A 13,570-nucleotide genomic window follows, 5' to 3' on the forward strand; every position below is an offset into this window, starting at 1 on the left:
CGCGAGGGCGGTCTGCGTTGCCCGCTGCGCCCGGGTGCAAACATGGCGTTAATCTCAGAGTTCGTAAATACGGGCTTCAACTACTATTGTGGTACGGAGTCGTTTCGTATTGGGGAAGGTGGTGCGGATGTCCATAAATCAGTCGCGTACCACACGTCGGCGGCATCGCAATGCGCGAATAAGCCGCTGATAACCGGCGTTCCCAGAGCCATCGCATTGTCATAGCGAATTTCCGCTCGTCGCCCCCCCGTCTTCGAATCCTGATAATTCCTTGCAGTAGTTCCGATAGGTGTATTCCCGCATGTCCTCAACCAATCCCGCCGCCCCACCGCTCATCGACCCACGCCGCTGGAAGGCCCTGGCCTTCATCGGCCTCGCGCAGCTCATGGTGGTGCTCGACGGCACCGTGGTGAACATCGCGCTGCCCTCGGCGCAGCATGATCTGGGCTTCTCCGACGCGGACCGGCAGTGGGTGGTCACCGCCTACGCGCTGCCGTTCGGCGCGCTGCTGTTGTTCGGCGGCCGGCTGGCCGACCGGCTCGGGCGCAAGCGGACGTTCCAGGTCGGCGTCATCGGGTTCGCGCTGGCCTCGGCACTCGGCGGGGCCGCCGTCGACACCGGGATGCTGCTCGGCGCCCGCGCGCTGCAGGGCTGCTTCGGCGCGATGCTGGCGCCGTCGGCGCTGTCGCTGGTGGCGGTGATGTTCACCGCGCCGGCCGAGCGCGCCAAGGCGTTCGGCATCTGGGGCTCGATCGCCGGCGGCGGCGCGGCGGTGGGGCTGATGCTCGGCGGGCTGCTGACGCAGTACCTCAGCTGGCGCTGGACGATGTTCGTCAACGTCGTGTTCGCCGTCATCGCCTTCGCCGGCGCCGCCATCACCGTCCGCGAGCCCACGCGGCACCGCGACCACGGACGGCTGGACTTCCTGGGCATCTTCCTGGTGACCGGCGGACTCGGGTCCCTGGTCTACGGCCTGTCGCGCGCCGAGTCCGACGGCTGGAGCGCCCGAATCACCATCAGCCTGCTGATCGCGGCCGGGGTGGCGCTCGTCCTGTTCGTCATCGTCGAGGCGATCTCCAAGGCCCCGCTGCTTCCGTTGCGCGTGGTCTGGAACCGCGATCGGGGCGGGGCGTACCTGTCGCTGGGGCTGGCGATCGTCGGCATGTTCGGCGCGTTCCTGTTCCTGACGTACTACCTGCAGGCGGTGCAGGGGATGTCGCCGATCCGCAGCGGCGCGGCGTTCCTGCCGATGGTCGGCGGCATGCTGATCGGCGCCACGCAGATCAGCGCGCGGCTGATGACTCGGGTCCGGCCGCGTTACCTGATGCCGCCGGGCTTCCTGCTCGGGTCGGCGGGCATGCTCGCGTTGACGCGGATCACGGCCGACAGCCCCTATCACACGTGGGTGTTGCCCGGCACGATCGCGCTGGGGCTGGGCATGGGGTGCGCGTTCATGCCGGCGATGAACGTCGCGACCGGTGGCGTGGATCCGCGGGACGCCGGGGTCGCGTCGGCGATGGTCAACACCTCGCAGCAGGTCGGCGGTGCGATCGGCACGGCGCTTCTCAGCACCCTGGCACTGAGCGCCACGCGCAACTACACCGCCGCGCACACCGATCCGCACGCGACGTCGCAGCAGGTTGCGACGCTGCACACCCAGGCTCAGGTGCACGGGTACGTCACCGCGTTCTGGTGGGCCGCGGGGTTGCTGTTGGCGGCGGCCGTGGTGTCGTTCGTGCTGATCAGCTTCCGGGTCGGTCAGCCAGCGCCCGCGGTGCAGGCCGTGCAGGCCGCCTCCACGCCGGCCACACATTCCGATCCGACAGAGTTTCTCCTTCCGCTGCACGACGCGATCCCTGTCCCGGAGCCGCAGCCAAGGGTGACGGAGCCCGCGTACAACCACATCCCGATCCCCTACAACGGCGACGGCGTCCTGATCCACGGCCGGGTCCGCGACCGCGACGGCGCGCCGATGCCGCTGGCCGTGATCACCGCGGTCTCGCCGCAGGGCCGGCAGGTCGGCCGGGCGCGCAGCGGCGACGACGGCGGCTACCGGCTCGGCGTCCCGCGCACCGGGGCGTACGTGCTGATCGTCGCCGCCGACGGCCGCGAGCCGGAGGCCTCGACCATCACCGCACGCGAGCGCAGCGTCCGGCACGACATCCAGTTGGCCGAACGCGGCCGGCTGGCCGTCACGGTCCGCGCCACCGACGGCAGCCGCATCGGCGGCGCCACCCTGATGCTCACCGACGCCGCCGGCGACCTGGTCACCAGCCGCCGCACCGGCGAAGACGGCACGCACACCTTCCGCGACCTGCCGGTCGGCCCCCTGACGCTGGCGGTGAACGCGATCGGCCACCGGCCCGGCGCCCTGTCGATCGCCATCGACGGCCACGGGACGACCCGCGCCGAGGTCGAACTGCACCCGGCGGTACGCCTGATCGGCACGGTCCGTGCCTGGTCCACGGACTCGCCCCTGGCCGACGCCCGCGTGATGCTGATGGACGGCGCCGGCAACGTCGTGGCCACGGCGGACAGCGACCCGGAGGGCTCGTTCGCCTTCGCCGACCTCGACGCCGGCGAGTACACGCTGATCGCCAGCGGGTATCCGCCGGTGGCGAGCGCGGTGCGGGTGGACGGGCGGATCGACAGCCGGCATGACGTGCAGTTGGGGTATCCGGAGTGAGGACCTGCGCCGCCTCGTGTTGAAGCCCGGCCCGGATCGGCTTAGCGTGCCGATATGCCCGAAACAGCAGCCGAGCTGCGGGCCGGGTTCCGCGCCGGGGCGCGTGGGCCGACGGCCGGGCTGGCGCCTGGCCTCCGGCAGGCCAACTTCCTGGCCGTGCCCGCCGACTGGGCCTACGACGTGCTGCTGTTCATCGAGCGCAACCCGGATCCGTGTCCGATTCTCGACGTCACGGACACCGGCTCGCGGCACACGCGGCTGGCCCCGGGCGCGGACCTGCGGACCGATCTGCCGTTGTACCGCGTCTGGCGTGACGGGCGGCTGGTCGAGGAGCCCACCGACGTCGTCGACGTGTGGCGCGAGGACTCGGTGACCTTCCTCACCGGCTGCAGCTTCACGTTCGACAGTGCCCTGACTCAGGCCGGGGTGCCGTGGCGCTACCCGGGGCGGAACGTCGCCATGTACAAGACCAATCGGCAGTGCCGGCCGGCCGAACGGGTCCGTGGACCGCTGGTGGTCTCGATGCGGCCGGTGCCGCCGGCACTGGTCGGCACCGCCGGGCGGATCACGGCCCTGATGCCGTCGGCGCACGGCGCGCCGGTGCAGATCGGCAATCCGAAGCAGCTCGGCATCCACGACCTGGACCGGCCCGACTTCGGCGACCCCGCCGAGGCCGAGCCCGACGACGTCCCCATGTTCTGGGCCTGCGGCGTGACCCTGCAAGCCGCGGTGGTCGCATCCCGGCCACCGTTCGCCATCACGCACGCCCCCGGGCACATGTTCCTCACGGATGTCCGGGAGCCGCAGGTCACGGCACCCGAGTGAGGATCTCCATGGCATGCCCGTCGGGATCGTCGAAGTACACCCCGCGCCCGCCCCACCGCGTGTTGATCTCCCCGCGTCCGTCGCCGCCCGGCTCAGCGTAGTAGCCCAAGCCCTGCTCCTGAATGCGGGCGAAGGCGGCGTCGAACTCGTCGTCGTCCAGGAGGAACGCGTAGTGCTGCGGCTGCGGATCGGACGAGGTCATGTAGTCGAGCGTCACACCGTTGGCGACAGCGACCGGCACGAACCGCCCGAAGTCGGCCCCGACCTCCAGCCCGAGGATGGTGGCGAGGAACGCGGCCGAGGCGCGCTTGTCCCGGGCCCGGACGATGGTGTGGTTCAGCTGAATGGTCATGACTCTCCTCGGTGGTACGGATCATCACCAGCATCGCCCCGGCCATGGCGGCCGGAGGCGGTGAGCGGACGGGAAACGAGATAGGCGGCGGTCGCACTCACCGCGAGCGAGTTGAGCACCGCGCTCCCGACCGAGCTGCCGACCTGGGTGGCGGCGTTGACGACAGCGGACGTTATACCCGCGTCGCGATGCGTCACGCAGCGGATGGCGAGCTGGAAGGAGGGCGGGAACAGCAGCCCCATGCCGGTGCCGACCAGGATCTCGGCAGGCAGGATCGGCACCAGGTAGCCGCTGCCGGGCGTCAGCCGCGTCATCAGGACCAGCCCGGCGGCGGCCACGAGCAGCATCAGCCGGTTGCCCAACTGGTATCCGCTGGCCGCGTTGGCCAGCGCCATCGGCAGCACCGCCGCGCCGGCCTTCGCCGGTGAATAGTGCAGCACCTCCTGCAGGTGATACGTCAGCATCAGGAACATCCCGAACGCTCCGATCACCGCGGTACCGACCGCGAGACAGGCGCCGGCCCGGCGTCGGCATCGCCACGCTCTACCGGCACTTCGCCGACCGCGGCACGCTGATGGACGCGGTGGTGCTGGAGGCGCTGATCTCGACCGCCGAGGCGGTACAGCAGGCCCGCCGCGAGCACTCCGATCCGATGGACGCGCTGGCCACCTACATCCACGCGGTCATCGACCTGCGCACGTCGGCGGTGATCCCGGCGCTGCTCGGGGCGATCGATCTGGACGAGCCGCGGATCTGCTCATCGCCGGATTGCGGGCCGGCGAGGACGGCTCGTGAAAACGCCGCGGTGCGGGCCCCTCCCGCCTGGGAACCCGCACCGCGAGACTTCGGTTATAGCTAGCCGCTGTAGACGGCGTTGCTGCCGTACAGGACGTTCGTGAAGCTGGAGATGTAGTCGTGAATGTCGCTGGCACCGAGGTTGTACGTCATGAAGACCCCGTAGCCGCCGTCCACCGTCTGCTGCGCGAGGCTGGCCGCGTCGCTGGACGGCGTTGACGTGACGTCGATCGCCGCCGGCGAGAGCTGGCTGTTCGGCAGGTTGATGCTGGGCACGTTCCAGGAGTCGTAGTACGGGTTCCACGCGTAGTCGAACAGCGGGCCGACGTCAGTACCGTTGTAGGTCAGGCTGGAGGCCGCCGGGCCGATGTCGTACATGGTGATGAGCTTGTTCGGCATGTCGTTGCGCAGCGCCTGGACCAGGTACACGAAGGAGCTGGCGTTGGGCTGGCCGGTGCCGTTCGTGCCATAGTCGGCGTACTCGTCATCGAAGTCGATGCCGTCCAGACCGTACTGTGTGACAGCGTTGGACAGCTGCTGAGCGAAGGCCGCGGCGGCCGCCTGGGACGGAAAGTTGGCGAAGCCGGCGCCCTGGTGGTTGCCCAAGACCGACAGCTCGACCTTGATGCCCTGCGCCTGCAGCGGCCGGACCTGCGTCGCGACGTTGTCCAGGACACTCTGCACCTGCGGGTTGAAGGACAGGTAGGCATTGCTGCCGTCGTAGTTGATGTTGGCGGCGAATATCACGGCTATGTCGAAGACGTTCGCGCCACCGTTGGCGAGCGTGTACTTGCCCACGTTCAGCATGCTGTTGTTGTTGACCTCCACGTACGCCACGGAGACCGGGCCACTCTTGCCGGCCGAGGCGCCGCTGTGGCGCGCGCCGTGCCCGACCTTGGCCGGGGCGGCCTGCGCAACGCCCGCCATCCCGGCGAACGCCAGCGTCAGCACGCCGGTGGCAAGCAGGACCTTCCACCTCGATCTGGATCCGCGCATCGTCGATCAAGCTCCCTTGCTGGATGAGGGTGACAGGTGGGGCGCTCGGCAGATAAACCGATTCAGTGAGGTGAATATGCTCTCGTGTCGGGGAGGTGTCAAGACCCGCGCATCAGATGTCGCACACTGTGATCATGCGCCAGTTTTCTGCCGTTGCGGCGTTGACATGCCAGTGAAACGAGTGCATCCTGAGGCGACCCTGAAGCGTTTTAGGTACGCGACCGCTCGGGTGGCGACGGGCCTGCGCGACCGGTGTTGTGGTTCGACGGGTCCTCCGGACCATGCGGGGTGTTGGGTTCTGGGTCCCTCGCCGCGTCGGCGGGCGCAGCCAACCTGGCCGGTTTGGTGGTGTCAAGCCGGACGAGGCTGGACCACAGCAGCAGGGGTGCGGCTTGATTCCGCCAAACCGGGCTGGTTCCGTTTACGGCGACGACGCGGCGAGGGGCCCAGAACCTCGGTGACCACAAGCAGCGACCGCCGGTAAGCAGCGCGGCGCACCACGAGCGGACAGAAAGCCGACCAGTCGCGGACCGCCGCCAAAGACCAGCACGCGCGGGTCGCCCCCTCGCTGTAGAGCGCCCGCCGGAGGCCTCAAGGTGCCCACCACGCACGACGATTGCCGCCTACACAACGTGTGCGCAGTGACTCGGACTCATGCGTGGTCGTGCACACGAAAACCGCCAGCCGCCAGCGCAACACGCGGGGCACAACCGAACTGCGTCCCCCGCGAGGCCATCAACCCGTGCGCGAAGCCGTCAAAATCGCCTGCAAACCACAGCCCAACCGCACCCCGGACACCCCACATGAACCGCTCCGGGATCGGTCCAGACTCTATGGCTGGGTTGTGAGCTGCTGGTTTTGCTGGTTTTGGTAGAAGGTTGATTCGTATTCTGCGGGTGGTTTGTGTCCTATCTCACCGTGGAGTCGGCGGTTGTTGTACCAGTCGGTCCATTCTGCGGTGGCGAGTTCGATGTCGGTGAGGGTGCGCCAGGGGCCGTGTCGGTTGATCAGTTCGGTCTTGAACAGGCCGATGGCTGATTCCATGAGCGCGTTGTCGTAGGCGTCGCCGACTGATCCGATGGAGGCGGCGATGCCTTCGACGGCCAGGTGCGCGGCGAGCCGGAAGCTCGTGTATTGCGATCCGGCGTCGGAGTGGTGGATCAGTCCGTGGCGCGGCTCGCCGGTGCGGTCGCGTTGCCACAGGCCCATCTCCAGCGCGGCGAGCACCAGGGGTGTGGTCTTGCTGGTGGCAGCGGACCAGCCGACGATCCGCCGGGAGAAGGTGTCCAGGACGAAGGCCACGTAGACGGTGCCGGCGTGCGTCGGCACATAGGTGAAGTCGGCAACCCACACACGGTTGGGTGCCGGGGCGACGAAGGCGCGATTGAGCAGGTCCGGTGCCCGGTCGGCGGCCGGATCCGGCACGGTGGTGCGGATCTTGCGCCGGCCGCGGGTCGCTCCGGCCAGGCCGAGCTCGCGCATCAACCGCTCCACGGTGCAGCGGGCGACCTGCTCTCCTTGCCGGTTCAGTGCGGCCCAGATCTTGCGGGCGCCGTAGACGCCGTAGTTGTCGGCATGGATACCGGCGATGAGCTCCTTCAGCTCGGTGTCGCGGATGGTCCGTGCCGAGGGCGGGCGTTTCTTGAAGTGGTAGTAGGTGGAGGGGTCGATGCTGCAGCCGTGCTGGGTGAGGGTGGTGCAGATCGGCTCGACGCCGCCGAAGCGGTCCCGGTGCTCGTCGATGAAGGCTACGAGCGTCTTAGTGGCCGGTCGAGCTCGGCCGCGAAGAAAGACGCCGCGGCTTTGAGGATCTCGTTGGCCCGCCGTAGCTCGGCGTTCTCCCGCTCCAGCGCCTTGATCCGGGCGGCTTCCTCGGTGGTCACCCCGGGGCGGGCGCCGGCGTCGATCTCGGCTTGGCGGACCCAGTTGCGCAGCGTCTGTGCGGTCCCGATCCCCAGCTTCGCCGCGATCGACTTGATCGCGGCATCCCGGGACGGGTACTGGTCGGTCGTCTGCAAAACCAGGCGGACTGCCCGGTCCCGCAGGTCAGCAGGGTATGGCTTGACATGAGGCATAACGACTTGATCCTTACAAACTGATCGAGTCTGGATCAAATCCGGAGCGGTTCAACACCAGCACCCACACACGAAGCAGTGCCACGAAAACAGCCAACCACCGACAGGTCCGCCTACCCGACCAACCTCAGGCCTTCACGAGCTTGAACTGAAAGACCGCAGCAGGAACCAGACCCCTGTCATCCGGCGGCGGAGTGCTTCCCTCCGGGTAGAACGCGAAGTTCACATCGACCGGACTGATGTCACTGTCCGCCCCGGCGGGCACGACCGCGTCGAGGTTGTCCGTCGTGTCCGAGTAGACCGCGACCGGCTCGTCGCTCCGGTTGTCGACGTTGGCCGCCGTCATGCCCATCACCTGGAAGTCCGTACCGATCGGCAGGCCATTGCCGCTGATCACGTCGCATCCGCTCCCCGTGCGCCCCGGGCCCGTGTACAGCGCGACGTTGCCGATGCCGACCAGGCCCAGCGCCATGGACATGGCCTGGACGTCGGCGGCCGGCCCGCAAGCGGCGTCGTAGCCGTTGTTGCTCTGGACCGGCAGGCCCTGGGAGTGGTTCGTGACGCGGGTGGTGTGCGTCGTGTGGTTGACGCCGGTGGCTGCGGCGGCGATGGCAGCCGGGGTTGCGATGAGGCCGGTGGCCGCGAAGGCGACAGCGGCGGCACGTCGAGGACGGAGACGGGGATGGGTCATGAAGTGAAGCGCCCTTCGCTCGATCGACGGAAGCGCTCAGGCTGGCAACGGCGGCGCGCCGGAATCAAGTTCTGATACTCCGTTCGTGGCGCTGTTACTCCGAACGGGTCCACGCCGCGCCGAGACCAGCCCGATGACCGGTCGGCCCAGTCCGGTCGCGGGTCGCCGGAAGCGCCGCCTACGGTCGGACCGACGGAGCGTGGACCACTTCCGAGCGCGGGAGAGACCGGCATGGCGACGGTGACGGCGACGCGGATGCGGGTGGTCGTCTGCCGTTCGGCCGCCTTGGGGCTGCTGCTGATTGGCGGTTCGTTCGGGTGGAACGTGCCGCAAGCGACGGCGCACGCCGCGATTGCGACGATCAGCGCCGACGCCCCGATCCAGCTCGACCGAACCGGTCAGATCACCGACAAGGTCGGCGCGCTCAGCGACCGTCGTGATCAAGTCGCGACGGCCCTGAACCAGCTCGACTCGCAGCGCGGAATCCAGCTCTTCGTCGCGTATGTCCGCGACTTCTCGGGAAAGGCCCCGGCGGACTGGGCCAACGAGACCGCAACCAAGAACGGCCTCGGCCTGCACGACGTGCTCTTGGCCGTCGCGACGCACGCGCGTCAGTACGGCTACTCGACGGACACCGACTCCGGCGTGACGCCCGCGCAGCTGGCCTCGGTCGCCACGTCCGCGATCGAGCCCGCACTGCGCCAGAACGACTGGGCCGGTGCGGCGATCGGCGCAGCTGACGGCATCAACGCCGTGGTGGTCGGCCAGCCGGTGCCAGCCGTGGCCATCACGCCTGGCCATCCGGATCCTGGGGCGTCGTCGTCCTCGTCCTCCTCGGATGCCGGCTGGATCGCGGGGACGGTGGTGGTCGTGGGTGCCGTCGGTGTGGGTGCCTACGCGTACTCACGCTCACGCCGACGACCGACAGCGGCAGGCGGACCGGGCGGACCCGGCGGCCCGGTTCCGCTCAAGGAGCTGGACGCATCGGCCAAGCACGCCCTAGTCGCCACCGACGACGCGGTACGTACGAGCGAGGAGGAACTCAGCTTCGCCAGTGCCGAATTCGGGGACGAGGCGGCAGCTCCGTTCGCGGAGGCATTAGCCGAGGCGAAGGCCGAGTTGATGGCGGCGTTCCGGGTACGCCAAGCGCTGGACGACGAGATCCCGGAGGACGAACCGACGCAGCGTCGCATGCTCGCCGAGATCATCGAGCGCTGTCGGCGTGCCAATACCCGGCTGGACGCCGAGGCCAAGTCCTTCGATCGGCTGCGTGCCCTGGTCGAACACGCTCCATCCGCGCTCTCCGCCGCGACCGAGGCCGCCTCGGCGCAGACCGCGCGCGTCTCCGCCGCGACAACGCATCTACAGCAGCTACGTACCACTTATGCCGATTCGGCCACCGCTCCCGTCGTCGGACATCCGCAACAGATCGCCGACCGGTTGGCGTTCGCAAACGAAAGCCTCTCCGCCGCTCGGACCGCCCTGGACGGCAACGACCGGCGGCGCGCAGCCGTACTCATCCGGGGTGCCGAAGCCGGCGTCGAGCAAGCCGAGCTACTACTGGACGCGATCGACCGGCGCTCGGCCGAGCTGGACACGGCAGCCGCCAAGCTCCCCGCAGCGCTGGCCGAGATGGACTCCGACCTGGCCGACGCGCACGGCTTGAGCACGTCGCAGGGTGCTGCGTCGGCGTCGGCGTCGGCGTCATCGGCCGACTTGGCCGGACGCGCGGCACGTGCGCGTCAGGTGCTGACGACGCTGCGGCAGGAGATGGCCGGGCGATACGACCCGATCGACGCGTTGCGACGTGCCGAGGAGGCCGACGCGCTGCTCGACGAGGCGCTGGACGCGGTGCGAGAACGGGAGCAGAACGATCGGCGGGCGCGCAGCCTGCTGGAGCAGGCGACGTTGACGGCGCGGAGCGAGATCGCCGCCGCGGAGGACTTCATCGCCACGCGGCGCGGTGCTGTCGGGAGCCAGGCTCGGACCCGGCTGGCCGAGGCCAAGCGGCTGTTGCAGCAGTCGGCGGCGGCTGCGGGCAGCGATCCGTCGCAGGCGCTGGCGTTGGCGCAGCAGGCCGACGGCCGCGCTCGGCAGGCGATGGCCTCGGCTCAGAGCGACGCCGACCGGTACCGCTCGCCTTACGGCGGCCAGTCGGGGTCGATGGGCGGCGCCGTGCTGGGCGGGATCATCCTCGGCGACCTGCTCGGCGGTGCGCGGGGCGGTCGCAGCGGGCGTGGTGGCGGCGGCTTCGGCGGCGGTGGGGGTGGCGGCTTCGGCGGTGCCGGCCCCGGCAGCTTCGGGGGCGGCGGCACGCGGGGGCGCCTCGGAGGCGGCGGCAGGTTCTGAGTTCGACCGACGACGTTCAACCACCAACGTTCGACCACCAACGTTCAACCACCAACGTTCGACCGACGACGAAAGGGCACGACGATGACCAAGCAGACCATCCTGGGCCGCGTGAAGCAGCTGGCGAAGGCCAACATCAACGCCCTGCTGGACTCGGCCGAGGACCCGCAGAAGATGCTGGACCAGCTGATCCGCGACTACACGAACAACATCTCCGAGGCCGAGGAGGCGATCGCCACCACGATCGGCAACCTGCGGCTCATGGAGGCGGACAACGCCGAGGACGTGAAGTCCGCCAAGGAGTGGGGCGACAAGGCCCTGGCCGCGAGCCAACGCGCCGACGCCCTGCGCACCACCGGCGACAGCGCCGAGGCCGACCGCTTCGACAACCTCGCCAAGGTCGCCCTGGAACGCCAGCTCGCCGCCGAACGCCAGACCGCGGCCGCCGCGCCGACCATCAAGGGCCAGCAGGAAGTGGTCGACCAGCTGAAGACCGGCCTGAACACCATGAAGGAAAAGCTGAACCAGCTCCGCACCAAGCGCGACGAGCTGGTCGCGCGCGCCAAATCGGCCCAGGCCCAGTCGCACGTCAACGACGCGCTGAAGAGCATCGACATCATGGACCCGTCGAGCGAGGTCAGCCGCTTCGAGGAGAAGGTCCGCCGCGAGGAGGCGAAGGTGAAGGGGCAGCAGGAGCTGGCGGCTTCGAGCCTGGACTCGCAGTTCAACGACCTGGAGGACCTGGCCGACAAGGCGGAGGTCGCGAAGCGGCTGGCGGCGCTGAAGGCGGGGTGAGGCGGCGCGGGCGCGGGCTCAAGCGCAGGCGCGGGGTCAGGCTCGGGCTCGGGCTCGGGCGCGGCGGCCGAGTCAAGCTCCGAGCAGCCAAGGTGCGGATCGCGCCAGCAACAGAAATGGCGAGGCCGCCGCTCCCTCACAGGCGGCGGCCCCACCGGTCTCACAGCACAGCCGGTCTCCCAGCACAGCCGACCTCAAAGCTCGGCCGCACTCACAACGCAACGGCCGCCCTCACAGTTCGGTCGGCCCCAGCACGGGCACCGACCGCAGCTCGACCTCCGTGACCCGCGCGCCGTGCAGCTCCAGCACCACGACCTCGTTCGCCCCGGCACGCAGCACCGGGCCCGGCACGTACAGCGAGCCCTGCGGGCCGCGCGACCAGTAGCGGCCGAGGTTGAAGCCGTTGACCCAGGCCACGCCCTTGGTCCAGCCGTTCAGGTGCAGGTAGGTGTCCGCGGGCTGTACGACGTGGAACTCGCCGCGGTGGAAGCAGGGTCCTACCACCGCTCCCTCGGCTTCGGCGAAGTGCAGGCCTGACAGGTCGTCGAGGGTCAGGGGCCGCGAGGTCCAGGCGGTCAGCGGTGCGTCGTTCAGGTACACGCCGCCGATCAGGCCCTTGCGGTCGGCCAGCTTCGCGCCGTAGTTCACCCGCCCCTGGTTCTCGACCAGCACCCGCAGCCGCGCCCCGCCCTGCGGCACCGTGAACGACACCACGTGCTCGTGCCGCTCCCGTTCCAGCACGCCGACCGGCTGGCCGTCGACGAACACCTGCGCGCGGTCGCCGATCTGGTCGAAGGCCAGCGTCGCGGGGCCCGCGGCCGAGGCCGGCAGCCGTGCCTCGTACAGCACGAACCCGAAGTCCTGCCCCAGCTGCTCCATCGTCAGCGGCGCGTCGGAGGCCTGTGCCGTGCCCAGAGCGGACAGCGCGGCGTCGGTGAACAGCGGCGCGCGCCGGGTCAGCTCGACCGAGACCGGCGGCAGCTTCTCCCCCGGCGCGGGGATCTCCTCGTCCGGGACCGCCTCGTATTTACCGATAATGGACCGGAACCGGCGGAACTTCTCCGTCGGGTCCCCGGCCTCGTTCAGCGGCGAGTCGTAGTCGTAGGACGTGACCGTCGCGCGGTACGTGCCCTTGTCGTTGGCCCCGTTCAGGAACCCGAAGTTGGTCCCGCCGTGGAACATGTAGAAGTTCACCGACGCCCCGGCCTGGAGCATCTCGTCCAGCGCGGCTCCGGCGTCGTCCGCCGAGCGCTGCGCGTGCACGCCGCCCCAGTGGTCGAACCACCCGTTCCAGAACTCCGCGCACATCAGCGGCCCCGTCGGCTGCTGCGCGCGCAGCGCCGCCAGCGAAGCCGTCACCTTGCCGCCGAAGTTCGCCGTGGCCAGGACGCCGGGCAGCGCGCCCGCGGCCAGGTCGCCGGGCTGGTCCGAGGTGAACAAGGGCACGTCGATCCCCCGCGACGTCAGCGCCTCGTACAGCCGCTCCATATAGGCGGTGTCGGATCCATACGCCCCGTACTCGTTCTCCACCTGCACCGCGATGACCGGCCCGCCGGCCGTCCCCAGGCGCGGCAGCACGATCGGCATCAGCGCGTCGAGGTAGCCCTCGACCGCCCCCAGGAACGCCGGATCCGTGCTGCGCAGTACCAGGTCCGGGTCGGCGAGCAGCCACGACGGCAGCCCGCCGCCCTCCCACTCGCCGCAGATGTACGGCCCGGGCCGCAGCAGCACGTGCAGCCCCTCGGCTGCGGCGAGGTCCAGGAACGCCGCCAGGTCCAGGATCCCGTCGAAGTCGAACTCGCCGGGCCGGCGCTCGTGCAGGTTCCACGGCACGTAGGTGTCGATGGTGTTCAGGCCCATCAGGCGGGCCTTGCGCAGCCGGTCGGACCACTGCGCCGGATGGACTCGGAAGTAGTGCAGGCCGCCGGACACGATCCGGAACGGCCGACCGTCGAGGACGAAGCCGTCGTCGGTGATGTCGAGTACTGCCACGTTCGTGTTGCTCC

Annotated in this window: 10 protein-coding genes and 1 pseudogene; 5 read left to right on the forward strand and 6 right to left on the reverse strand. The window is 69.6% G+C overall.

All coding sequences use genetic code 11. The features are described from left to right. Nucleotides 1–301: 301 nt before the first annotated feature. Entirely contained in the window at nt 302–2,686 is a 2,385-nt protein-coding gene (locus ABH935_RS09395) for a DHA2 family efflux MFS transporter permease subunit (RefSeq protein ID WP_370377419.1), read from the forward strand. Nucleotides 2,687–2,740: 54 nt separating this feature from the next. Continuing rightward, nucleotides 2,741–3,511 carry a putative hydro-lyase gene (locus ABH935_RS09400; RefSeq protein ID WP_370377420.1) on the forward strand — a complete coding sequence of 257 codons (771 nt, stop codon included), beginning with the start codon at nt 2,741–2,743 and terminating at the stop codon, nt 3,509–3,511. Here the strand turns inward: ABH935_RS09400 and ABH935_RS09405 are convergent. After that, a complete protein-coding gene (locus ABH935_RS09405; protein WP_370377421.1) occupies nt 3,495–3,863 on the reverse strand; it encodes a VOC family protein in 369 nt (122 codons plus the stop codon). The genes ABH935_RS09400 and ABH935_RS09405 overlap by 17 nt on opposite strands. Continuing rightward, nucleotides 3,860–4,399: pseudogene (locus ABH935_RS09410) on the reverse strand (MFS transporter); the annotation flags it as partial. The gene ABH935_RS09405 and the pseudogene ABH935_RS09410, both read right to left, overlap by 4 nt. Nucleotides 4,400–4,437: 38 nt before the next feature. Here ABH935_RS09410 and ABH935_RS09415 point away from each other — a divergent pair. Beyond that, nucleotides 4,438–4,722, forward strand: a complete 285-nt coding sequence (locus ABH935_RS09415) for a hypothetical protein (RefSeq protein ID WP_370377422.1) — start codon at nt 4,438–4,440, stop codon at nt 4,720–4,722. On the opposite strand, the gene ABH935_RS09420 is transcribed toward ABH935_RS09415, so the two are convergent. From ABH935_RS09420 to ABH935_RS09430, 3 genes are all read right to left on the reverse strand, one after another. Continuing rightward, nucleotides 4,719–5,654: an endo-beta-N-acetylglucosaminidase H gene (locus tag ABH935_RS09420; protein ID WP_370377423.1), complete on the reverse strand. Its 936-nt coding sequence runs from the start codon at nt 5,652–5,654 to the stop codon at nt 4,719–4,721. The genes ABH935_RS09415 and ABH935_RS09420 overlap by 4 nt on opposite strands. An 831-nt stretch (nt 5,655–6,485) precedes the next feature. After that, nucleotides 6,486–7,729 (reverse strand): IS3 family transposase gene (locus ABH935_RS09425; protein ID WP_370377424.1). Its coding sequence is split into 2 segments (ribosomal slippage): nt 6,486–7,447 and nt 7,447–7,729, totalling 1,245 coding nucleotides; the frame shifts between segments, so codons are not numbered across the junction. Nucleotides 7,730–7,856: 127 nt separating this feature from the next. Then, a complete protein-coding gene (locus ABH935_RS09430; RefSeq protein WP_370377425.1) occupies nt 7,857–8,420 on the reverse strand; it encodes a hypothetical protein in 564 nt (187 codons plus the stop codon). 231 nt (nt 8,421–8,651) lie between these two features. Here ABH935_RS09430 and ABH935_RS09435 point away from each other — a divergent pair, with 231 nt between their 5' ends. Together ABH935_RS09435 and ABH935_RS09440 are read left to right on the forward strand one after the other, a co-directional pair. Further along, entirely contained in the window at nt 8,652–10,769 is a 2,118-nt protein-coding gene (locus ABH935_RS09435) for a TPM domain-containing protein (RefSeq protein WP_370377426.1), read from the forward strand. Nucleotides 10,770–10,853: 84 nt separating this feature from the next. Further along, on the forward strand, nt 10,854–11,564 hold the full coding sequence (locus ABH935_RS09440; RefSeq protein WP_370377427.1) for a PspA/IM30 family protein: 711 nt from the start codon (nt 10,854–10,856) through the stop codon (nt 11,562–11,564). 231 nt (nt 11,565–11,795) lie between these two features. On the opposite strand, the gene ABH935_RS09445 is transcribed toward ABH935_RS09440, so the two are convergent. Next, complete coding sequence (locus ABH935_RS09445) at nt 11,796–13,556, reverse strand: beta-galactosidase family protein (RefSeq protein ID WP_370377428.1); 1,761 nt, start codon at nt 13,554–13,556, stop codon at nt 11,796–11,798. Nucleotides 13,557–13,570: the final 14 nt, after the last annotated feature.

The organism is Catenulispora sp. GAS73 (assembly GCF_041262085.1).
GTDB lineage: Bacteria > Actinomycetota > Actinomycetes > Streptomycetales > Catenulisporaceae > Catenulispora.